This is a genomic window from Nitratireductor pacificus pht-3B, assembly GCF_000300335.1.
In the GTDB taxonomy this organism is placed as follows: Bacteria; Pseudomonadota; Alphaproteobacteria; order Rhizobiales; family Rhizobiaceae; genus Nitratireductor; species Nitratireductor pacificus.
The window spans coordinates 122917-143915 of the sequence record NZ_AMRM01000001.1 but is presented as its reverse complement, the minus strand read 5'-3'; the positions used below and the strand labels follow the sequence as shown (position 1 = coordinate 143915).

Annotated in this window: 20 protein-coding genes and 1 other RNA gene; 9 read left to right on the top strand and 12 right to left on the bottom strand. The window is 65.9% G+C overall.

Going from position 1 to position 20999, the window contains the following annotated elements; genetic code table 11:
* Positions 1-53: 53 nt before the first annotated feature.
* Entirely contained in the window at positions 54-836 is a 783-nt protein-coding gene (locus tag NA2_RS00670) for a GGDEF domain-containing protein (RefSeq protein WP_008593053.1), read from the bottom strand.
* A gap of 94 nt (positions 837-930) precedes the next feature.
* Positions 931-1899, bottom strand: coding sequence for a tRNA (adenosine(37)-N6)-dimethylallyltransferase MiaA (gene miaA / locus NA2_RS00665; protein ID WP_008593052.1), 969 nt, complete (start codon positions 1897-1899; stop codon positions 931-933).
* Between miaA and serB the strand changes: the two genes are divergently transcribed.
* Together serB and NA2_RS00655 are read left to right on the top strand one after the other, a co-directional pair.
* On the top strand, positions 1898-2785 hold the full coding sequence (gene serB, locus NA2_RS00660) for a phosphoserine phosphatase SerB (protein ID WP_081582568.1): 888 nt from the start codon (positions 1898-1900) through the stop codon (positions 2783-2785). The two genes, miaA and serB, sit on opposite strands and share 2 nt — an antisense overlap.
* Positions 2782-3339 carry a GNAT family N-acetyltransferase gene (locus NA2_RS00655; protein ID WP_008593050.1) on the top strand — a complete coding sequence of 186 codons (558 nt, stop codon included), beginning with the start codon at positions 2782-2784 and terminating at the stop codon, positions 3337-3339. The genes serB and NA2_RS00655 overlap by 4 nt, the downstream gene beginning before the upstream one ends.
* Positions 3340-3365: 26 nt before the next feature.
* Here the strand turns inward: NA2_RS00655 and NA2_RS00650 are convergent, their stop codons facing one another.
* The 7 genes from NA2_RS00650 to NA2_RS00620 form a co-directional block, all read right to left on the bottom strand.
* A complete protein-coding gene (locus tag NA2_RS00650) occupies positions 3366-4865 on the bottom strand; it encodes a DegQ family serine endoprotease (RefSeq protein WP_008593049.1) in 1500 nt (499 codons plus the stop codon).
* A gap of 170 nt (positions 4866-5035) precedes the next feature.
* Positions 5036-5221, bottom strand: coding sequence for a DUF2065 domain-containing protein (locus NA2_RS00645; RefSeq protein ID WP_008593048.1), 186 nt, complete (start codon positions 5219-5221; stop codon positions 5036-5038).
* A gap of 12 nt (positions 5222-5233) precedes the next feature.
* Positions 5234-6157, bottom strand: coding sequence for a protease modulator HflC (gene hflC / locus NA2_RS00640; protein WP_008593047.1), 924 nt, complete (start codon positions 6155-6157; stop codon positions 5234-5236).
* Positions 6157-7269 carry an FtsH protease activity modulator HflK gene (gene hflK / locus NA2_RS00635; RefSeq protein ID WP_008593046.1) on the bottom strand — a complete coding sequence of 371 codons (1113 nt, stop codon included), beginning with the start codon at positions 7267-7269 and terminating at the stop codon, positions 6157-6159. The genes hflC and hflK overlap by 1 nt, the downstream gene beginning before the upstream one ends.
* A 150-nt stretch (positions 7270-7419) precedes the next feature.
* Positions 7420-7914 (bottom strand): dihydrofolate reductase, encoded by a 495-nt coding sequence (locus tag NA2_RS00630; RefSeq protein WP_008593045.1) that lies wholly within the window; start codon positions 7912-7914, stop codon positions 7420-7422.
* Between the two features lie 34 nt (positions 7915-7948).
* Positions 7949-8743 carry a thymidylate synthase gene (locus tag NA2_RS00625; protein ID WP_008593044.1) on the bottom strand — a complete coding sequence of 265 codons (795 nt, stop codon included), beginning with the start codon at positions 8741-8743 and terminating at the stop codon, positions 7949-7951.
* A 151-nt stretch (positions 8744-8894) separates the two neighbouring features.
* The gene (locus NA2_RS00620) at positions 8895-9206 is read right to left on the bottom strand and encodes a DUF2853 family protein (protein WP_008593042.1); all 312 of its coding nucleotides are present in this window, start codon (positions 9204-9206) and stop codon (positions 8895-8897) included.
* A 150-nt stretch (positions 9207-9356) separates the two neighbouring features.
* On the opposite strand from NA2_RS00620, the gene ssrA reads away from it, so the two are divergent.
* Positions 9357-9724: a transfer-messenger RNA gene (gene ssrA / locus NA2_RS21400) on the top strand.
* Positions 9725-9917: 193 nt separating this feature from the next.
* On the opposite strand, the gene NA2_RS00615 is transcribed toward ssrA, so the two are convergent.
* Positions 9918-11123 carry a multidrug effflux MFS transporter gene (locus NA2_RS00615; RefSeq protein ID WP_008593040.1) on the bottom strand — a complete coding sequence of 402 codons (1206 nt, stop codon included), beginning with the start codon at positions 11121-11123 and terminating at the stop codon, positions 9918-9920.
* 159 nt (positions 11124-11282) lie between these two features.
* Here NA2_RS00615 and NA2_RS00610 point away from each other — a divergent pair, with 159 nt between their 5' ends.
* From NA2_RS00610 to NA2_RS00595, 4 genes are all read left to right on the top strand, one after another.
* The gene (locus tag NA2_RS00610; protein ID WP_040676329.1) at positions 11283-11951 is read left to right on the top strand and encodes a TetR/AcrR family transcriptional regulator; all 669 of its coding nucleotides are present in this window, start codon (positions 11283-11285) and stop codon (positions 11949-11951) included.
* Between the two features lie 103 nt (positions 11952-12054).
* Complete coding sequence (locus tag NA2_RS00605; protein WP_008593037.1) at positions 12055-12621, top strand: SspB family protein; 567 nt, start codon at positions 12055-12057, stop codon at positions 12619-12621.
* 137 nt (positions 12622-12758) lie between these two features.
* Entirely contained in the window at positions 12759-12956 is a 198-nt protein-coding gene (locus NA2_RS00600; RefSeq protein ID WP_008593035.1) for a DUF4169 family protein, read from the top strand.
* On the top strand, positions 12953-13177 hold the full coding sequence (locus NA2_RS00595; protein WP_008593033.1) for a ribbon-helix-helix domain-containing protein: 225 nt from the start codon (positions 12953-12955) through the stop codon (positions 13175-13177). The genes NA2_RS00600 and NA2_RS00595 overlap by 4 nt, the downstream gene beginning before the upstream one ends.
* A 65-nt stretch (positions 13178-13242) precedes the next feature.
* On the opposite strand, the gene NA2_RS00590 is transcribed toward NA2_RS00595, so the two are convergent.
* A complete protein-coding gene (locus NA2_RS00590; protein ID WP_420798684.1) occupies positions 13243-17040 on the bottom strand; it encodes an AsmA family protein in 3798 nt (1265 codons plus the stop codon).
* A gap of 65 nt (positions 17041-17105) precedes the next feature.
* Complete coding sequence (locus NA2_RS00585; protein ID WP_008593029.1) at positions 17106-18524, bottom strand: FAD-binding oxidoreductase; 1419 nt, start codon at positions 18522-18524, stop codon at positions 17106-17108.
* Positions 18525-18771: 247 nt separating this feature from the next.
* On the opposite strand from NA2_RS00585, the gene NA2_RS00580 reads away from it, so the two are divergent.
* Positions 18772-19260 carry a thioesterase family protein gene (locus NA2_RS00580; RefSeq protein WP_008593027.1) on the top strand — a complete coding sequence of 163 codons (489 nt, stop codon included), beginning with the start codon at positions 18772-18774 and terminating at the stop codon, positions 19258-19260.
* A 2-nt stretch (positions 19261-19262) separates the two neighbouring features.
* Positions 19263-20918 (top strand): chloride channel protein, encoded by a 1656-nt coding sequence (locus NA2_RS00575; protein WP_008593025.1) that lies wholly within the window; start codon positions 19263-19265, stop codon positions 20916-20918.
* Positions 20919-20999: the final 81 nt, after the last annotated feature.

Sequence of the window (20999 nt, the reverse complement as noted above, 5' to 3'; positions counted from 1 at the left end):
ATAGCAAACAGAGAGATGAAACGTTCAGCGTTTCGGTGAACCGTTGAACGGGCCTAGGCGCAGACGCGGTTGCGGCCGAGGCGCTTGGCCTCGTAGAGCATCTTGTCGGCGCGGCGGAAGAACTCCTCCGCGGATTCGCGCCCGTTCCAGATCGACAGGCCGACGCTGATCGTGACTCGGATGCGGACGTTCCCGGCATCGATCACCAGCGAGGAGACGGCCTTGCGGATGCGCTCGGCGAGCTTCACCAGCGCGTCGTGGCTCATGTTCGGCGCGACGATGGCGAACTCCTCGCCACCCATGCGCGACACCACGTCATGATAGCGCGTCATGTCCTTCAGGCAGCGGGCCACCTCGCGCAGCACCTCGTCGCCCATGTCGTGGCCATGCGTGTCGTTGACCTGCTTGAAATGATCGAGATCGAGCACCATCAGGCCGACGGGCTTCTCGATGCGGCCGAACTCCTGCAGATACTCGCGCAGGGCGTCGTCGAAGAAACGGCGGTTCTGCGTGCCGGTCAGGCTGTCGGTCAGGGCGGCATATTGCAGCGACTCCGAGCGGGCGCTGAGCGATTCCGTCATCGCCCGCAGTTTCCCCTCCTCCCGCGCCTGGGTTCGGATCAGCGGATAGATGAAGAACATTCCGAACAGGATCGCGGTGGCCAGCAGGACGCCGATGACGAACAGGATCTGAGTAAAATAGACCAGATGCCCCTGGGCTCCGGACGTAAAGGCGCCGCCACGCAAGTAGACATAGGCATAGATCAGCAGGGCGCCGGCGCCGAACACCAGCGACACGAAGACGAAAAACGCCGACTCTGCTTTGTGGAAACGCATTCTGGCCCCGAACGACACCCTTTCCGCTCTTCTCGCATAGTCTCACTTACGCAAGGTTAACCTGGGCCGCCTGAATGGCCCTATCACCCGGCTTTCAAGGGGCGAGACCGAGCATGTCCCGAACAGAATTCAACGGCGCCTCGCCATCGTCGAAAGCTACCCGCCGCCAGGCCGCTCCGAACTGGTTGCGGAACCAGGTCATCTGCCGTTTGGCATAGCGCCGCGTCGCCGCCTTCGCCTGGGTGATCGCCTCGTCACGCGACTGGGTTCCGGCCAGGAACGCGGCGAGTTCACGCACGCCGATGGCCTTCATCGCCGGCAGGTCGGGCGGCAGATCGAGGGCCAGAAGCGCGCGGACCTCGTCGAGCCCTCCCTGCTCGACCATCGCCTCGAAACGCGCTTCAATGCGCCGGGTCACGAGCGGGCGGGCCGGTTCGAGCACCAGGCAGCGACACGATGCCGGATCGACCAGCGACCCGCCCGACGCCTCCCCCTGCCAGGCGCTGAGCGGCCGTCCGGACGCTTCCAGCACCTCCAGCGCACGGACGATGCGCTGGCCGTCCGCCGGCTGAAGGGCGGAGGCGGTCGCGGGATCGCGTTCCCTGAGCAAGGCGTGCAGCGTCGCAGGCCCTTCCTCCGCCAGCCGCGCGCGCCAGTGATCGCGGATCGGCACGGGGACGCTCGGCATTGGCGAAAGCCCCTCCGTCAGTGCACGGAAGTAAAGCCCGGTGCCGCCGACGAAGATCGCCCGGCGCCCCGCGAGAACGCCCTCGTCGATCAGCGCCGACACCTCGCCGAGCCACCTGCCCGTCGAATAGGCCTCGCCGGGATGCACATGGCCGTAGAGCTGGTGCGGCGCCTGCCGCAGATCTTCCGGCCCCGGCCGCGCGGTCAGCACCCTGAGCACCGAATAGACCTGCATGGAATCGGTGTTGATGATCACGCCGTCCATCTCCCGCGCCAGCGCCAGCGCCAGCGCGGACTTGCCGCTGGCGGTCGGCCCGGCTATCAGGATCGCATCCTTCAGCCTCCCGTTCCTGTTCTCTGCTCCGGAAACGCTCATGTCCCTCGTCGCGACCCTCATTTCTCACCCGTCGACACGCGCCGTCAGCGCATCGGTTGCGACTATGGTCATGGAAGCGCTCGATGCAAGCGGCTTGGACTGGCTGTGCGAAGGCGTGGCCTGCGACATTCATCTCCCCGATGGGAAAGACGCCGGCGCTGCAGAAGAGACCGCGCGCCGGGTGCTGAAGGGAAAGCCGGTCGATCTCGCCGTTCAGGAGACTGCCGGCAGGCGCAAGAAAATGCTGATCGCCGACATGGACTCCACCATGATCGATCAGGAATGCATCGACGAACTGGCCGCCGAACTCGGCCTGAAGGATCAGGTCGCGGCCATCACGCGCCGCGCCATGAATGGCGAGATCGCCTTCGAACCAGCGCTCGAAGAACGTGTCGCCCTGCTTGCCGGGTTGACGACCGAGGTGATCGGCACCGTCATCGAGCGCCGCATCACCCTCGCCTCCGGCGGGGCTGCGCTGGTCGCCACCATGAATACCGACGGGGCCTTCACGGCGCTCGTCTCGGGCGGCTTCGAACATTTCACCGGGCCGATTGCAGCCCGGCTCGGCTTCCAGACGCAGCAGGCCAACCGCCTTCTGGTGGCCGATGGCAAGCTGACGGGCATGGTCGCCAAGCCGATCCTCGGCCGTGCCGCCAAGGCGGAAGCCCTGCATGCTTTCGCCGAGGCCCGTTCGCTCGACGCGAGCCAGGTGATCGCCGTCGGCGACGGCGCGAACGATCTGGACATGCTGGCGATGGCTGGCCTCGGCGTTGCGTTGCACGCCAAGCCTGCCGTTGCCGCCGAGGCGCGCGTGCGCATCGATCATGGCGACCTGACCGCGCTCCTCTACCTCCAGGGCTACCGCGAACGGGAATTCGTCCGATGACGACCATCGAAACGAAACGCCTGATCCTGCGCAACTGGCAGGAAGGCGACCGGGCGCTGTTCCACCGCATCAACGCCGATGAAACGGTGATGGAGTTTTTTCCGTTTCGCCGCAGCCGGGCGGAAGCGGATGCCCTGATGGACCGCCTGCGCGACGGCATCGCCGAGCGCGGCTTCGGCTTTGCCGCGGCCGAGATCCGCGCCACCGGCGAGACCATCGGCTTCGTCGGCCTGCACGCCACGGGAGACCTGCCTGCCCTCGGACCAGGCGTTATCGAGATCGGCTGGCGGCTCGCGCCGGAATACTGGGGCAAGGGCTATGTCACCGAAGCGGCGGCGGCCTGGCTGGAATACGGGTTCAAGACCCTCGGACTGGACGAGATCGTCAGCTTCGCGGTTGCGCACAACAGGCGCTCCATCGCCGTCATGCGCCGCATCGGCATGACCCGCGACGCGGAGGGCGATTTCAGCCACCCTTCCGTGCCCGACAGCCACCCGCATCTGAAGCCGCATGTGCTGTACCGCCTGTCGCGGCGGAACTGGCCGGCCACCTGACCGGCCCTGCGGTCAAATCGGACGGATCAATCCATCCGCAGCGTGACGAAACGCAGCTCGCCGGTCTTGGAAGCGAGCATCAGCAGGGCGTTGCGGCGCCCCTGGCTTTTGAGTTCCTCAAGCCGGTCGAGCGCTTCCTTCGGCGTTGAAACCGTCGCCTGCGCGATCTCCACGATCACGTCGCCGGGCGCGACGCCCTTCTCGGCAGCGACCGAATCCGCATCGATCTCGTTGATCACCACGCCCGAAACATCGGCGGAAATCTCGAAGCGATCGCGCGCCTCGTCATCCAGCGCCGCGAGATGCATGCCCAGAACGGAGGCAGACGAGACCGGCCCCTCCTCTCCTTCGGCAGCATCGTCCTTGGTTTCGGCCGAGGCCAGCTTCTCGCTGTCCTCCAGACGCCCGAGCTTGACCTGCACGGTCTGCTCCTCGCCCTTGCGGACGATCGTCACCGCCACATCCTTGCCGACGGGGCTTTCGGCCACGATGCGCGGCAGGTCGCGCATGTGCTCGATATCCTTGCCGTCGAAACGGATGATGACGTCGCCGGGCATGATCGACCCATTGTCGATCGGCCCGCCCTCGATGACGCCGCTGACCATCGCGCCGGCGGCCTTCTGCATGCCGAGGCTCTCCGCGATCTCGTCGGTGACCTCCTGAATGCGGACGCCGAGCCAGCCGCGCCGCGTCTCGCCGAACTCGCGCAACTGGTCGACCACGTTGACGGCCAGCGTCGAAGGGATCGAGAAGCCGATGCCGATCGAGCCGCCGGTCGGCGAAATGATCGCTGTGTTGATGCCGATCACCTCGCCGTTCATGTTGAACAGCGGACCGCCGGAATTGCCGCGGTTGATCGCGGCGTCCGTCTGGATGAAGTCGTCATAGGGACCCGAGCCGATTTCGCGGTTGCGAGCCGAGACGATGCCGACCGTGACCGTTCCGCCGAGGCCGAACGGATTGCCGATCGCCATCACCCAGTCGCCGATGCGCATCGCATCGGAATTGCCGAACGGCACCTCCTGCAGCGTGCGCTTGCTGGCGTCGACCTTAAGAACGGCAATATCCGTCTTCGTGTCCACGCCGAGAAGCTCGGCGTCGAGCTTGCCGCCGTCGGAGAAGTTGACGACGATCTCGTCAGCCCCGGAGATCACGTGGTTGTTGGTGACGACGATGCCTTCCTCGGCATCGATGACGAAGCCTGAGCCGAGCGACTGGGCCGGTCGCGGCGTCCGCTCCTCCTCGGGCTGTTCCTGGAAGAAGTCGTCGAAGAAATCCTGGAGGGGCGACCCCTCGGGCAACTTGGGCATGGGCACCCGGCCGGAGCCGGAACCCGCCGCCGAGCGCGATGTCGAGATGTTCACCACAGCGCCGGCAAGGCGCTCGGCGAGATCGGCGACCGATGCGGGCCCCTCGGCCATCGCCGGGCGGGGCCACAGGACGGGTGCCGTGCCCAGCGTTCCTACGGCGAGCATCAGGGCCATCGGAGCCACCCGCGTGGCGCGTAAAATCTTCAGCGGCGTCATTGAGGGCAATTCTCCAGGTGGCGTGTCGTTTCGCGAAGGCGCATGCGGATCATCTTAGGCTGTGGAAGGCGCGGTTTCCACGAGAACGCGCTTCACTTCTGCATGATCCGGTGTGAATGCGGCGTGTTTGCGGCCCGCCGGGCATTCCCCGGCGGGCCGCATGATTTCGATCATCCTCGAACGAGCCAGACGATCAGGACCCCCGCGATCATGGCGCCGATGCCGGCGCCGCGCAGCGTGCTCTCCGGCATCTCGATCACCTGTTCGGCGAGGCGCTTGGCCAAGCGGGGCATACCGCCATAGACCAGCCCCTCGACGACCAGAACCAGGCCGAGGGCGGCAATGAAATCGCTCATGCGACGCGCCCCCTACTGGTTGGCGGCTCCGCCTTGCGATGCCGCCCCGGAAGGCGCCGTACCCTGCGCATCGTTGAAGAAGCGGAAGAACTCCGAATCCGGCGACAGCAGCATGGTCGTGCCCGACGCGTTGAGCGCTTCGCGATAAGCGGCCATCGAGCGATAGAACTCGAAGAAGTCCGCGTCGCGCGAGAAAGCCTCGGCGAAGATAGCGTTGCGCTCACCTTCACCCTCACCGCGCAGGATCTCGGCTTCCCGCTGAGCGGCCGCGGTAATCTCGACCACCTCACGATCAGCGCGCGCGCGAATGCGGGCGGCCGCCTCGCGGCCACGCGCCCTCAGGCGCTCCGCCTCGGCAAGACGCTCGGCCTTCATGCGGTCGTAGGTCTGTTGCGAAACCTCGGCCGTCAGGTCGGTCCGGCGAATGCGCACATCCTTGATCTCGAGCCCGAGAGAAGCGGCGGCAGGACGCAGGTCCTCGGCCACTTCGCGCATCATCGATGCACGCTCTTCCGAGAGCGCCGCCTCGAAGCCGCGCAGACCGTAGACACGGCGGAGAGCCGCGTCGAGACGCGTCCTCAGGCGCTGCTCGGCAAGCTGAACGCTACCGGAAACCGCCTGGCGGAACACCCGCGGATCGCTGATCGAATAGGCGATGAACGCATCCACCTCGTAGAACTTGCCGCCCGAAACCTGCACGCGGATATCGTCCAGGTCGAAGCGCAGGATGCGGTCCTCGATGATCTGGACATTGTCCGCTTCCAGGAAGGCGAACGGCATCTTGAAGTAGAGGCCGGGTTCGGTCTTCACATCGACGATCTCACCGAAGCGAAGGACGATCGCCTGCTGCCGCTCGTTGACGACGAAGATCGCCGAGTAGAGCAGGAACAGCAGTACCGCGCCGATAAAGGCGAGAATGGGAAGTCGGTTGGACATCAGTTGCTCCCTCCCGCGTTCTGGCCAGCGCTCTGGTTCGGCTGCGGTTGCGGTCTCAGTTCAGGCAGCGGCAGGTAGGGAACCACGCCCGTGCCGCCATTCTGCTCCACGATGATCTTGTTGGAGCCGCGCAGGACGTTTTCCATGGTTTCGAGGAACAGGCGCTTGCGCGTCACGTCGGGAGCCTTGGCATATTCGTCGTAGACGGAGATGAAGCGCTGCGCCTCACCTTCGGCTTCCTGCACGACGCGGTTCTTGTAGGCGGCCGCTTCTTCGCGCAGCCCCGCTGCCTCACCGCGTGCCTGGCCCAGCTTCTGGTTGGAGTACTGGTTCGATTCTTCGACGAACCGGTCCTCGTCCTGCTCCGCGCGCTGCACTTCGTCGAACGCGTCGGCCACTTCGCGTGGCGGCGCCGCATCCTCGATCGACAGGGCGTTGACCGTCAGGCCGGTGCCGTAGTCGTCGAGCGCCGTCTGGATCGTCGCCCGGACGCCCTCCGCGATGCCTTGACGGTCGTCGCGGAAAATATCCTGAGCGGGCCTGCGGCCGACCACTTCGCGCATGGCGCTTTCCGCCACCTGGCGCAGCGTCTCGTCGGGATTGGCCACGTTAAACAGATAGGCCGAAGGGTCGGCGACCTGATAAGCGACGGAGAATTTCACGTCGACGATGTTCTGGTCGCCGGACAGCATCAAGCCGCTCGAGGCGCCGCCCCTGACCGCACCGATATCGACCAGCCGTTCGGCCACGGAGGCCTTCTCGACGGTCTCGACGGGCCACCAGTGAAAATGCAGGCCCGGTTCGGAAAGCTCCGGCTTCGGCTTGCCGAACCGCAGTTCGACGGCAAGCTCGTCCGGCTGAACCGTGTAGACGGCCTTGAACAGCCAGAGGCCCGCCAGCGCCACAAGCACCACGGCGATCATCGCCGGACTGGCCCGACCGCCGCCCGGAAGGGCGTTCTTCAGGCGATCCTGGCCGCGCCGGATGATCTCTTCCAGATCGGGCGGCGTCCCCTGCGGTCCGCTCGGTCCGCGCGGCCCCTGGTCCCAGGGACCACCGTTATTGCCGCCACCCCAAGGGCCGCCTCCGCCACTTTGATTATTCCAGGGCATTATTGTTCCTTTTCTCGATCCGGGTCAGACCCTTGGGCGGGCCAGTTCTCCCATCCGGTCAGTTATAGGTAGCGGCAGGACGGCTTTCAACGCGGCAGCGTGCCGCTTTCCCGTTGTTTTCTGCCAAATTAGGGCAATCGCCCAACATGCCTAACGCCGTTGGTAGACCACATAGCTGGTGGCGTAAACGTCCTTTTCGCCGGCGGGAACCGCCTCGCGGGAAACCTCGGCCCATCGTTCGGGGTCGATCGGCGGGAAAAACGCATCGCCGTCGAGCGCGGCATGGACATGGGTGACATGGAGGATGTCCGCCAGGGGCAGCGCCTCGCGATAGATCTCCCCGCCGCCGACCACGCAGACCTCCACACCCGGTTGCCGGGCTCCGGTCAGCGTCAGCGCCGCATCGAGCGAGGGCGCGCATTCGGCACCCTCCGCGACGAAACCGGCGTTCCGCGTGATGACCACGTTGCGGCGGCCCGGAAGGGGCCTGCCGATGCTCTCCCAGGTCTTGCGGCCCATGATGACGGGCTTGCCCATCGTCACCGCCTTGAAGCGCTTGAGGTCGGTAGAGAGACGCCAAGGCAGCCCCCCTTCCCGACCGATAACCCCGTTTTCGGCAATGGCCACCACCAGTGCGACGCTCATCGTGTTCCTTCCTGCACTGCGGGACCGCCCGAACCTAGACCGCGATCGGCGCGCGGATGGTCGGATCGGCGACATAGCCGTCCAGCCGGAAATCCTCGAACCGGAACGCGAACAGGTCATCGATTTCGGGGTTGATCCAGAGCGTCGGCAGCGGCTTGGGCGTCCGCAGAAGCTGCTCCCGCGCCTGCTCGAAATGATTTGCATAAAGATGCGCATCGCCCAGCGTGTGGACAAAATCGCCGGGCTTGAGCCCAATCACCTGCGCCATCATCGCCGTCAGCAGCGCGTAGGAAGCGATGTTGAACGGCACGCCGAGGAAAATGTCGGCGGACCGCTGGTAGAGCTGGCAGGAGAGCCGGCCATCGGCCACGTGGAACTGGAACAGGCAATGGCAGGGCGGCAGGGCCATATGATCGACCTCCGCCGGGTTCCACGCTGAAACCACATGGCGCCGCGAGTGAGGATTGGCGCGCAAGGCGTTCAGAAGATTCGCGATCTGGTCGATCCGCCGTCCGTCCGGCGCCGGCCAGGAACGCCACTGCGCGCCGTAGACGGGGCCGAGATCGCCATTCTCATCCGCCCATTCATCCCAGATGGAGACGCCGTTTTCTTTCAGATAGGCGATGTTGGTATCGCCTTTCAGGAACCACAGAAGCTCGTGGATGATCGACTTCAGATGGAGCTTCTTGGTGGTCAGGACGGGAAAGCCCTGCCCCAGATCGAACCGCATCTGGTAGCCGAACACCCCGCGCGTCCCCGTTCCGGTCCGGTCGTCACGGTCGACGCCGTTTTCCAGCACGTGGGAGAGAAGGTCGAGATACTGGCGCATGGCGAATCGCTTCAGACTGTCGGGGTGGCCCTATCATAGTCCAGCGCAGCCTGGCGAAAAACGTCTGCCGGAGCTATTGCACCGTCGGGTCCAGGACGAAAAAAGCTCCCGCCGGGCGGCAGGAGCTTTTCCGTCGTCGGATGAGGGGAGATCAGAGGGCGGAGAGTTTGCCCAGATGCTTGGCCACCAGATAGTAGAAGGTCACGCGGCTCTTCGAATTGTCGCCCGACATGCTCTGGCAAACCTTCTCGATCACCGAATCGCATTTGGCCGCATCGGTTTCGCCGAATTTCTTCATGCACCATTTCTCGCGGACGCGGTCGAGCTCGCTCTGGTCGCTGCAGGATACCAGAGATGAATCGCGGTTGCGCAAGGCGATACCGAGATGCTTCACGATCTTGTTGACGGCACCTTCATCGGCGGTTGCATCATACTTGCGCACATCTGCGAGATAGTCGGCCATGATTTCTCCCCTCGTTAAGGATCGCGGCTCGCCCCGGCGCCCTGCAAGCAGCAATACAACCTGCGCTTGCCGGAACGTCGCCATACTGGATATCGACATTCCGCAATGCTTGACGTCAAGTCAATCCCGAATTCCCTTTTCCCCCGAATGCCCCTTTTCTTGCCTTCGCGCGCTCACTATATTCGACGCGTCGGCTCGACCGACTATGGCGATAAACTGCCGGTGCAATAAACCATTCGGACCCGGGGGCAGTGCCCGGCGCCTCCACCAGAAACCGCAGGCTGCTTAGATGGAAAGGGCGGCTTCTGATGGGGGCGAAACAGGATCGACGAGGGTGTAAAGATCGGACTTTCGCTCGGCATTGTACCACCGTTATCGGGCTATCTTTATAGTTGCCAACGACAACTATGCGGAAGCACGTCTCGCTGCTTAATGCAGTGCGATAGCTTCAAATCAAGCCTTAGGCCGTCGCAGGTCTAAGCGGGGTTCGGAGGCACCTGGCAACAGAAGCCTCCACTTCTCTCCGATTTTCCGTCACCATCCATGCCGCCGGTCCTTGAACAGCCGACCGGAAAGTGGAATCCGGCTTTCAGTTGTTCCGATGCCCAGTCAATGATCTGGCCTGCCGCGGCGGCTTCGAGGAGAAGCGGCGGCAGGAAGAAGGGGCGGATAACCGCCCCTTTTCAAATCCCAGCTTCTGTTCGCTAGGTGTTATTCGGCCGGCGCCCGCTCGGCGTCGCCTGCCCGCCCCAGCGTCAGCTGGGTCAGCGCCAGCGCCAGGACGGCACAGGTCGCGATGCTGATCACCATCGGCAGCGGCCTGCCGTCGAAGAACAGCCCGGAGACGGCCATCGCCGTTGCGCCCGTGGCGAAATGCAGCGTGCCCATCAGCGCCGATGCGGTTCCGGCGATCGTGCCGTGATCGTCCATCGCCAGCACCGAAGTCGTCGGGATCACCAGGCCCAAGAAGCCGTAGCCGACGAACAGGAACGACGCCAGGACCCACAGCGACTGCTGCCCGGCCATCATCACGGCGAGCATCGCCACCATCACGGTCGCGTAGGACGCCACCGCGACCCGCACCACGCGGCGCAGCCCGAAACGCTCCGTCAGAACGCCCGTCAGCTGGGACATCGCGAAGAACGCCACCGCATTCAGGGAGAAGAAGACGCTGTAGAGCGACGGCGAAAGACCGTAGTGATTGATCAGGACGAAGGACGAGTTCGACAGGTAGACGAAGAAGCTCGAAATGCCGAACCCGCCGATCAGCGTGAGGCCGAGGAACTTGCGGTCGCCCATCAGGAAGCGATAGCCGGCGAGCGCGCTGCGCAGCGAACTGCCCCGCCGCTCCTCCACCGGCCTTGTCTCCTTCAGGGACGTGGCCAGCAGGAAGACCGCCAGGAGCGCGGCAACGGTCACCGACCAGAACACGGAGCGCCAGCCCAGCGCCTCGATGATCAGGCTGCCCGTCAGCGGCGCCAGAATGGGCGATATCGAGAACACCAGCATCAGCATGGACATCAGCCGCGCGGCTTCGGTTCCCGTATGCAGGTCGCGCACCACGGCGCGCGGCACGACCATGCCGGCGGAGGCGCCGAGCCCCTGCAGGAAGCGGAAGGCGATCAGCGTCTCGATGCTGCCGGCCAGCGCCGAACCGATGCTGCCGATGATGAAAAGCCCCAGCCCCATGTAGAGCGGCGCCTTGCGTCCGACCATGTCCGAGATCGGCCCGACGATGATCTGCGCGAAGCCCATCGACAGGAAGAACACGAGCAGGGACATCTGAACCGGCACGGTGCCGGCATTCAGGTCTTCGCCGATGGTCGGCAGGGCCGGGAGGTACATGTCGATCGCGAAGGGACCGACGGCGGTCAGGAGGCCGAGCACGACCGCGATGCGGAGGAAGCTGGTAGTCATGGTTTGCTCTTTCAAGAAAATGTCGCGACGCGGAGCGCCGATCCAAGGACGAGCGGGAAACAGACGAACCGACATCCCCCGTGCCGGGCCTGACCCCATGTCCGGCAATTTTTTTAGACAGCCTTGTCCAATTCGTCAATCAGAACTATAAATTTTTCCATGAAGCCACAGACTGTTCCTGACATCCTCCCGCCACGCGGCCAGATGGCCAAGCGCCTGTCCATGCTCGACGCCGGCGCACGCGTCTTCTGCAGCGAGGGTTTTGCCGGCGCCAACATCGACCTGATCGCCGCGGAAGCCGGCGTCTCGCGGCAGACCGTCTACAACAATTTCGGCGACAAGGAGAAACTGTTCGCCGCCGTGGTGGGCGAGATCACCGATCGCTGCACCGCGGGCGCCTTCGCGGTGCTCGGCACGTTTCCCGACCACCCGAAACACCTTGAGACCGATCTGACGGATTTCGCGATCCGCTTCATCCGCAACTGCATCTGCGATCGCGACGGAAAGTTCCTCCGCAAGCTGATCCACATGGAGGGCGAACGCCACCCCGAGCTGTTCGCCAGCTGGCGGGTCGGCGGCCCCGGAAAAGTCTGGTCGGCGCTCGCGGCGCGCTTTGCCCGCCTCGCCTTCGCCGGCTTTCTCGACATCGACGATCCGGACGTCGCCGCGCGGCAGTTCTTCTCCCTGATCTTTACCGATCTGCAGATTCCCGCGCTGTTCGGGGAGGTGCTGAGCGACAAGGAGGTGGCCCGTTCCGCACGCATCGCCGTCGTCACCTTCCTGCGCGCCTATGGTCGCCGGGAAGCGGGTGGCGAGACGCCCGGATGACGCGCTCGCGCGCATAAGCGGAACCCGCAGCGCCTTTTGCCGGTTTACCTGAGCACGGTCCTTGATTAGAGGTAGGATATCGTGACTCCAACCGGTTCGAGTAATGGCCGAAGACCGCATCAGATATGACATTCTCGCCCAGGACGCCTTGCGCGGCGTCATGCGCAAGGTGCTGGCCGAGGTGGCGCGCACCGGCCTGCCGGGCGAACACCATTTCTTCATCACCTTCCTGACCACGGCGCCCGGCGTACGCGTTTCCAGCCGGCTGCGCGAACGTTATCCCGAGCAGATGACGATCGTGTTGCAGTACCAGTACTGGGACCTGAAGGTCAGCGAGACCGGGTTCGAGGTCGGCCTGTCCTTTGCCGACGTGCCGGAAATGCTCAGCGTCCCCTTCTCCGCCGTGCGCGGCTTCTATGATCCCTCGGTCAATTTCGAGCTGGAGTTCGACGTCAAGCCCGACGAGGAGGTGCTGCCCGCGAACCTGGAAGCGGTTCCCGAGGCTTCCACCGCCGTGACGGAAGAAGCCGGCGCCAAGGACAAGCCTGTCGCCGCGGCGAAAAAGAAGAAGAGCACCAGGGTCACCGCGGACAAGAAGGACGAGGCGGACGACAAGCCCGACGGCAAGGGCGCGGAGGTTGTTTCCCTCGACGCCTTCCGCAAGAAGTGAGGCGTCTAGCGACGGGGTGATCGCATCCGGCATCCGCAGGGATTCGGGCAGACCTGCGACAGGAGAGTGAAGGCGAACCGGGCGGCGTTTCCATGAAGTTTCGCACCGGTCCCGCGACAAGGCCAAGGAAGGTGACGATGGGCGACCTGATCAACCTTCGCCAGCGACGCAAGCAAAAAGCGCGCGAGGACAAAGAGAGCCGCGCCGCCGAAAACCGCCTGCTGCATGGCCGCAGCAAAGCCGAAAAGAACCTTGAGGCCGCCCGCAAGGCCGCTTCGGCAGCGCAGATCGAGGCGCACCGCCGGGTGCCCCCCGATGGCGCCGACAGCCCATGACGCCCGTTCACAAGCACTCCGTCAGCATCCGCGGCCACCGAACCAGCGTGTCGCTGGAACCGCCCTTCTTTCAGGAGCTGGAACGCATTGCCGGCGCGCGGGGCCAGACGGTCGCGGCCGTGATCGCCATGATCGACAATGCGCGCGATGACGACACCAACCTGTCCTCCGCGCTCAGGCTCTTCGTCCTCGAACAGGTCAAGAAGCGCGCCGGAGACTGACGGAGCCTTGTCGCCGCGCGACGCGCCCTTTCTGCTGATTGCCCCGGTCGCCATGGCGGAGCCCGTCACTCGCCCTGCCCCAGAAGCTCCAGCAGGCGGTCGCTCGACAGGTTTTTCGCACGGAAGAACTCCGATACCGCGTCGCGTGAATTGGCTCCGTCCGAGGGCGCCTCTTTCGGCTGCCCGGCGGTGTTCGGCGCGGAAAGTGGCGCCCGCTCGACAGCTTCGCGCGTTCCCTCGGCGCGCTGGCGTTCCGCGCGCTCCTGCTCCGCCGCCCTGCGCTGCGCCTCCTCCTCCTCGGCCCGCGCCCGCTGCTCCCGCTCCCTCTGCAGTTCCATCTCCCGTTCGAGCCGCAGCCGCTCCGCCTCGGCCGCCTCGCGCGCATCGGCGAGCGCAACGAAGTAACGCGCCTCCCGGCGCAGGCGCTGCTGCTCGAGCAGCACGGACTGCATGCGCTCGACACGCGCCTGCTCCCGCTCCAGCGCGCGCTGGGTGAGAAACTGCGCCAAGGGAGCGGTGACGATCTGCGTCCGCGGCGCGTCGAACCCTCCGCTGGTTTCGAAGCCGACGGCCGGCTCCGAGCCGATGACCGCCTCGGTTCCCGGATCGAAAGCAAGCGTCCCGCTTGCCTCGAACCCCATCATCCGCAGATCGGCGGAGGCTTCCGCCGTGAGCGTCGCGCCGTCGCCCGTCAGGCGCACGGGCGGCGTACGCGCCACCCCGCCGGCGATCGTGTAGGCAACTTCCGTGTCGCCTACGGCAAACGCTCCGTCGCGAACCAGCGACGGGGCGAACGCCGCGGTGCGCTCCGCGTCGATGGCATTGCCGGCCTCGTCGGCCCGTTGCAGGATCGCCGCCAGCGCGCCGGGATCGAGCCCGTCGATCACCAGGCCGTTCAGCCCAGCCGAGCCGGAACCCGAAAGCGCCGCCGCCATGCCGTTCACCGTCTTGCCGCTGGCGCTGACGCTGGCCCGCGAGGTGATGCGCCCGGAAAGCCCGGCTTGGGGCAGCAGCGCGTCGAGCGCCGCCCCGTCGAGGCCGAGCTGTGCCGACAGAAGGCCCGTACCCTCATTGTTGCGCAAGGTGGCGAACCCATCGACCGTGCCACCGTAGATCTCGGCCCGAAGGTCGGAAAGCGCCAGTCCCTCGGCATCCAGCCGCAGTTTCATCGCGCCCTTCTCCGCTCCGGCCCAGAATCCCGCCCACAGGGTTTCCGCGCGCAGGTCCAGATTTGCCGAGAACGGGATCTGGACATCCTGGCTGAAGGGGACTTCCGGCCAGACGGCGCCATCCTCGCCGGAGAAGACACCGCTGCCCAGAACGAGTTCGGCGAACGGCGCCAGATCAAGGCGGGACAGTTCGAGCGCCCCTTCGAAACGCGGTTTCTCGCCATCGAGGGAAACCGTCAGGTCGCCCGATACGTCGCTGCCGGACACCATCCCTGTCAGGCCGGAAAGAACGGCGAGCGCTTCGCTCCATTCGAGTTCCGTGGAAAGGTCGACCGGCATGCCGAGGCCGAAACCGGGCAGCACCACCCCGGCAACCGCGAGCCAGGGTTCCAGATCATCGCTTTTCAGGCTCGTCCTGCCGGTCAGCGATGGTTCGCCCTCGGCCAGGCGCATGGTCCCCTCGAAGCCCGCCTGCAGCCCATCGCCGGTCACGTTCGCCTGCGTCGCGACGCTGCCGGCGAGCGAGCCGGCGGCGGACAGTTCCAGCCGCGCCTCGCCGGCGAGGCCGAGCGGCAGGGCCGGCAGGCCGGCAAGGCCGTAAAGCGCCGCCGCATCGTCATTGCGCGCCGTCACCGACATCTTGAAGTCGCCCGCAAACGGATCGGCACGCGGGCTCCTGTCGGACAGGGAAAAGCTGAGATCCGTGCCGCCCGCGGCGCCCTCGGCACTGATGGCCAGCCCGACCGTATCGTCGCCATTGTCCGCGGCGCTCGCGACGAGGTTGATCTCCGCATCCGCGAGCAGTCCGGGAAAGGCCGCCGTTCGCCGCGCGAGACCCGCCAGGATCGGGTTCTCCGGAAACCGCTCGGCCATGACGCCTGCGAGGCCCGACAGGTCCGGCGAAAGGATGGTGGCGTCGATCTTTCCGGTTGGCCCGCCGGCAAAATCCCTCACCTGCCCCGTCGCGCTGATCTGTGCCCCGGCCAGCCCGCCGAGGGTCAATCGGTCGATCTCCAGCACGCCGTCGCGCAGCCGGAGCGCGCTGTCGAGCGTCTGCGCCGCCAGGCCAGCCGCCGTCACGGGACCTGCCTTCACGTTGAGATCGACATCATGCCCGGCCAGCCTGTTGGTTCCCGCATCGCTGACGAACAGCGAGATGAAGGCACGGATGCCGTCGAGATCGAGCGCATCGCCGTCGAGCGTCAGGGCAAGAGACGGTCGCGCATTCTCGGGCTGCCGGCGCTCCAGACTGCCGTTGAAGCGCGCATCGCCGAGGATGAGCTCCAGCGCGTCGAAGCGCTGCGCCGTGTCAGACAGGGCCACATCGGCGCTGAAGCCCGCCGCGGGCAGGCGGCGGATCGCATCGTCCACGTCGCGCGCGATCCATGCGGCAAAACCCGAGGGCTGCGCGATCGCCAGCAGCACGGAGCCGTCGAAGGCGAGCTTGCCGCGTGTCGTCAGGAGCCCGCTTGCCTCGAAGCGGGTGCGCCCCGGCAGGGTGGCGGCCACAGAGCCGACCTGCCAGCCGCCATCGGCGGGTTCCGCCCTGAGCTGGATGTTGCGGATGGTGGTGTCCCCGGCGACGATGGCCGGCAGATTGATCGAGACCCGCCCGGGGATGGTCGGAGCCGGCAGCGCGGCGACGGCTTTTGCGAAGGCATCGAAGCGCTTCTGCAGGTCGATGCCGGCGATCGCGCCCTGCGCGCCCTCCTCCGGATCGAACCGCAATTGCGCGCCGTCCGCCGTGATCGAGAAGCGCGGCGTGCCGCCCAGCTCCACGCTTGCCTGACCCTCCGCATGGTAGGGCGCGTCGGCCGGCCCCGTTTCGAAGCGGAACTCCTCGATGGACAGGCGGTCATGCCGGAGGTCGAAGCGGCCGGACAGGCGATTGGTCGCCACCGTGTCGCGCAGCGCGAAGGTGGCGCCCTGATCGCCGCGCAGCCTGGCGATCTCCGCCTCGCCGAACGTGTCGAACAGGAAACCGCCGCTGTAATGCGCGACGCCGTCTTCCAGACGGGCCTGCCCGTCTGTCGATATCCTGACCGGCAGTTCGTCGGGCAGCGCCTCCAGGCGGACGCGCATGGTCCCATCGGCATCGGCCCCGCCGGTGGACACCGAAAGCGCCATGGGGATGTCGTCGACCGCCAGCGTCCCGTCGATGCGCCAGGGACCGGCCAGCGTCCGGGCGGAGAGGTTGGCGTTGATGCCGGTCAGCCGGTGCGCCCGCCCGCTCGCCGCGTGATGCAGCGCCACCGATCCATCGACGATGTTGACTTTCTCGAGCGTCACCTGGCGCGGATCGAACGGGCCGGACGGGCGCACGGCCCAGTCGATACCGCCGTCCTCCGCCACCGACAGTCGCGCGAACGGCCGGACGAGGCGCATGTCGAAGATCAGCACCTCGCCCCGCAGGAACGGCGCGAGTTCGGCGTCCATGGAGAATTCCTCCACGGTCATGCCCGGAGCCTCGGGCGTCTCGCCCGCCACCACCACATCGGTGAAAGTGAGCGAGGGAAACGGCAGCAGCCGCGCGCGCGCCGTCCCCTCGACGCTGACCTCGCGGCCGAGCACCCGCTCCGCCTCGCGCTCGAACGCGGAGCGGTAATGGTTCCAGTCGATGAAATAGGGCGCCACCAGCGCCGCCGTCAGCGCCAAGACCACCAGTCCACCGAAGAAAACAAACAGACGTGCCAGTTGCTGCTCCTAAAGTCTCGCCGATATCCGGCGGGCATCGAGGCCCATCATCGCACACATTCGGCTTATGAGCGCCTTGCGCCGAGGATCTTGCCGGGATTCATGATGTTGAGCGGGTCGATCGCCTGCTTGATCGCGCGCATGACATCGACCGCGCCGCCCAGTTCCTCTTCGAGAAAACGCATCTTGCCCTGCCCTATCCCATGCTCGCCGGTGCAGGTGCCGTCCATCGACAGCGCCCTTCTGTTGAGCCGCGCGACGAAAGCCTCCGCCTGCGCGATCTCCCGGGGATCATGCATGTCCATTAGGACCAGAACATGAAAATTGCCGTCTCCGACATGGCCGAGCACCGTCGCCAGCAATCCGCTCTCCGCGATATCCGCCTCCGTTTCGACGATGCATTCGGCAAGCCGCGATATCGGCACGCAGACATCGGTCGACAGACCGCGCGTGCCGGGCCTGAGCGTCAGGCACGCCCAGTAGGCATCGTGCCGCGCCTTCCACAGTTTGCTCCGCTCCTCCGCCACGCTGGTCCATTGGAACGGTCCCCCGCCGAACTCACCGGCGATCTCTCCGAAGGTCTCGGCCTGCTCCCTGACTCCCGCCTCGCTGCCGTGGAACTCGAGGAACAGGCACGGGCTTTCGGGGTAGCTGAGCTGTGCGTAGGCGTTGATCGCCTTCATCGCCAGCGCATTGACGAACTCGATGCGCGCCACGGGAACCCCCATCTGGATGGTGGCGATAACCGCCTCGCAAGCCCGCTCCACATCGGGAAACGAGCAGACGCCGCCCGAGATCGCCTGCGGAATGCCCTGCAGCTTCAGCGTCATCGAGGTGATGATGCCGAGCGTGCCTTCGGCGCCGATCATCAGCCGGGTCAGGTCGTAGCCCGCCGAGGTCTTCTTGGCGCGGCGCGCCGTGGTGATCGCCCGCCCGTCCGGCATGACCGCCGTCAGTCCGAGAACATTTTCGCGCATCGTGCCGTAGCGCACCGCATTGGTGCCCGAGGCGCGCGTCGAGGCCATGCCGCCGAGACTGGCATTGGCCCCGGGGTCGATCGGGAAGAACAGCCCCGTATCGCGCAGGTGCCGGTTCAGGTCCTCGCGCGTCACGCCCGGCTCCACCGTGCAGTCGAGATCCTCGGCATTGACCGACAGGATGCGGTTCATGCCCATCAGGTCGAGCGAGATGCCGCCGCCGGGCGCATTCACATGCCCTTCCAGCGAGGTGCCTGTACCGAACGGAATGATGGGAACGCGGTGCTCGGAACAGATCCGCACCACGTCCTGAATCTCCTCCACATTGGCCGGCGCGAAGACGCCATCCGGCAATTGCGCCGGAATGTAGCTCGTCGTATGCGCATGCTGCTCGCGGATCGAATGGCCGGTCATCAGTCGTTCGCCATAACGCTGGCGCAGAATCCCGAGCACCGCGTCGATGCCTTCGCCATTGCGGGCAACCTGTTCAAGTTCGGCCAGCGCCATGAATGTCCTCCAGTACGGTCCGTCCGGCCCGTCGCGTGCCGGCATCGCCGCTCACTTCTACCCGAAACCGCTGCCCTTATGCATGACCGGAAATGCCGGAAGCCGGAATTTTCCGGAAAAGATCACGGTGAAACAAAAAGATAGGCCAGGATAACGGTTCAATGAAGCCGCATTCTGGTTTAGGAACGCTTTGCTGTCCGCCAGGCCCAGAACCGGCGACGGCCAGGACCCTAAGCGGAATAAGGAAATGCCTGATCGCGCGCCACATGTCTCGGACCAGCTCTCCATCGAGCGGGACTGGATCGACTATAACGGCCATCTCAACATGGCCTACTATACGGTGCTGTTCGACCGGGCCGTGGATTCGGTCTGGGCCACGCTCGGCATGGGACCGCAATATGCCGCGGCCCGCCGGCTGACGACCTACACGGTCGAGATCCACGTCTGCTATCTGCGCGAGCTCCATCTGGATGACCGGCTGCGCGCCACGTTCCAGCTTCTCGACAATGACGCAAAGCGCCTGCACAGTTTTCAGGAACTCCGCCATGCCGATGATGGCTGGCTGGCGGCCACCTGCGAGACCCTGACCCTGCATGTCGACATGAACGGCCCCCGGGCCGCTCCCTTCCCCGGCGACGTTCTCGAGCGCATCGAGACGATGCGCGCATCGCACGCGGCGCTGCCCCGCCCGGAACAGGCCGGCAGTATCATCGGCATCAGCCGGCGGCGGGCCTAGCCGTGCTCACAGCGCGTATAGAGGCAGCATTCCGGCTGATCCAGCGCCTGCCGCGGGTGGTCTGGACCTGGGTCGAACCGAATCTCAACGCCTTCCTTGAGGCAAGGCTGCCGCTGATCTGGCTGCTGTCGCTGCTGCTCGGCCTCGGCGTCGCCGTGGCGGCGATCGTGTTTCGCGAGTTGATCGGCATCTTCCAGCTGTTCTGGCTGGGCACCAGTTCCGAGCTGGTCTTCTCCGCCGCCCAGTCGCTTCCCTGGTACTGGATCATGGCCGGCCCGACGGTCGGCGGCCTGCTGGTCGGCCTCCTGCTGACCCGGCTGGAGGCACGCCGCACCGGCGCGGTGGCCGACGTCATCGAGGCGCGCGCCCTGTCCGGCCGCAAGCTGTCGCTGCGCCAGGGCCTGCTGTCGGCCTTCGTCACCGCCCTGTCGCTCGGCTCCGGCGCCAGCGCCGGCCGCGAGGGGCCGGTGGTGCATCTGGGGGCCGTTCTGGCCACCGCCATCGCATGGCGCGCCAGCCTTCCCGAATGGGGCCGCCGCACCCTGCTCGGCGCCGGCGTCGCCACCGCCATCTCCGCCTCCTTCAACGCCCCTATCGCGGGTGTTCTCTTCGCCCATGAGGTCATTCTCGGCCACTATGCGATGCGCTCCTTCGTGCCGATCGTCATCGCCTCCGCCGCGGGCGCAGTGGTCTCGCGGCTCTGGTTCGGCAGCGCCGCCGCCTTCCTGGTGCCGACGCACCAGATCACCTCGTTCTGGGAGTTCCCGGCCTTCGCGCTCCTCGGCGTCACGGCGGCCGTGGTCGCGATCCTGTTCCAGTTTGCGCTGTTCGCCGCCGAATATGCAGCACGCGCCATCCACATCCCCCTGTGGACGCGGCCGCTGGCGGGCGGCATCCTCGTCGGCGGCATCGCCGTCGTCTTTCCGCAGGTGCTCGGCGTCGGCTACGAAATCACCGACATGGCGCTGTGGAACCAGCTTCCCCTCGCGATCATGCTGGCGCTGATCGTCGTCAAGACCGTCGCGACGGCGATCACGCTCGCCATGCGCTTCGGCGGCGGCATCTTCTCTCCGGCGCTATTGCTCGGCGCGCTGACGGGCGGCGCTTTCGGCATCATCGCCGCCTCGGTCTTTCCCACCATGGCCTCCAGCCAGGGGCTCTACGCGATCCTCGGCATGGGCGCGGTCGCCGGCGCCGTCCTCGGCGCGCCGATCTCCACCACAGTGATCGTCTTCGAACTGACAGGCGGGTACGAACTGTCGATCGCCCTCCTCCTGACCGTGGCGGTGGCGCACGGCATCAACCAGGCCACCCACGGGCACTCCTGGTTCCAGTGGCAGCTCGAAATGCGCGGCCTGTTCCTGGTCGAAGGCCCGCACCGGGCGCTCGGCCAGGTGACCCGCGTGATGGACTTCATGGAGGTGCTCGACGACGATGCCGAACCGGTGACCCACGATCCGGAAACCGGAGCGCAGGCCCTGAAACCGACCGATACGCTGGAAGCCGCGCTGCGCGCCTTCGACAAGGGCGGACACGACCGGCTGCCGGTCGTCGATCCCGCCGATAACACCCGGGTCATCGCCTTTGCCAGCCATGTCCGCGCCCTGCGCTCTTTCAACAAGGCGCTGGTCGAGCTCAGCGAGGAAGAGCACCGTTAAGCTTGCCTGATCAATGACTTGATCGGTGCCTCGCGGCGTAACGGCGCGTTAACCATGGCGGTGTTTGCACAACTTTAACCA

Excerpts from the sequence above, each read along its gene's own strand:
- hflC (WP_008593047.1), bottom strand. The coding sequence starts at position 6,157 with ATGTCCAACCGACTTCCCATTCTCGCCTTTATCGGCGCGGTACTGCTG.
- NA2_RS00620 (WP_008593042.1), bottom strand. The coding sequence starts at position 9,206 with ATGGCCGACTATCTCGCAGATGTGCGCAAGTATGATGCAACCGCCGAT.
- NA2_RS00625 (WP_008593044.1), bottom strand. The coding sequence starts at position 8,743 with ATGCGCCAGTATCTCGACCTTCTCTCCCACGTGCTGGAAAACGGCGTC.
- NA2_RS00645 (WP_008593048.1), bottom strand. The coding sequence starts at position 5,221 with ATGAGCGATTTCATTGCCGCCCTCGGCCTGGTTCTGGTCGTCGAGGGG.
- serB (WP_081582568.1), top strand. The coding sequence starts at position 1,898 with ATGTCCCTCGTCGCGACCCTCATTTCTCACCCGTCGACACGCGCCGTC.
- NA2_RS00650 (WP_008593049.1), bottom strand. The coding sequence starts at position 4,865 with ATGACGCCGCTGAAGATTTTACGCGCCACGCGGGTGGCTCCGATGGCC.
- NA2_RS00655 (WP_008593050.1), top strand. The coding sequence starts at position 2,782 with ATGACGACCATCGAAACGAAACGCCTGATCCTGCGCAACTGGCAGGAA.
- NA2_RS00670 (WP_008593053.1), bottom strand. The coding sequence starts at position 836 with ATGCGTTTCCACAAAGCAGAGTCGGCGTTTTTCGTCTTCGTGTCGCTG.
- NA2_RS00585 (WP_008593029.1), bottom strand. The coding sequence starts at position 18,524 with ATGGCGCTGGCCGAACTTGAACAGGTTGCCCGCAATGGCGAAGGCATC.
- NA2_RS00595 (WP_008593033.1), top strand. The coding sequence starts at position 12,953 with ATGACGCCCGTTCACAAGCACTCCGTCAGCATCCGCGGCCACCGAACC.
- NA2_RS00630 (WP_008593045.1), bottom strand. The coding sequence starts at position 7,914 with ATGAGCGTCGCACTGGTGGTGGCCATTGCCGAAAACGGGGTTATCGGT.
- hflK (WP_008593046.1), bottom strand. The coding sequence starts at position 7,269 with ATGCCCTGGAATAATCAAAGTGGCGGAGGCGGCCCTTGGGGTGGCGGC.
- NA2_RS00580 (WP_008593027.1), top strand. The coding sequence starts at position 18,772 with ATGCCTGATCGCGCGCCACATGTCTCGGACCAGCTCTCCATCGAGCGG.
- NA2_RS00610 (WP_040676329.1), top strand. The coding sequence starts at position 11,283 with ATGAAGCCACAGACTGTTCCTGACATCCTCCCGCCACGCGGCCAGATG.
- NA2_RS00605 (WP_008593037.1), top strand. The coding sequence starts at position 12,055 with ATGGCCGAAGACCGCATCAGATATGACATTCTCGCCCAGGACGCCTTG.
- NA2_RS00600 (WP_008593035.1), top strand. The coding sequence starts at position 12,759 with ATGGGCGACCTGATCAACCTTCGCCAGCGACGCAAGCAAAAAGCGCGC.
- NA2_RS00615 (WP_008593040.1), bottom strand. The coding sequence starts at position 11,123 with ATGACTACCAGCTTCCTCCGCATCGCGGTCGTGCTCGGCCTCCTGACC.
- miaA (WP_008593052.1), bottom strand. The coding sequence starts at position 1,899 with ATGAGCGTTTCCGGAGCAGAGAACAGGAACGGGAGGCTGAAGGATGCG.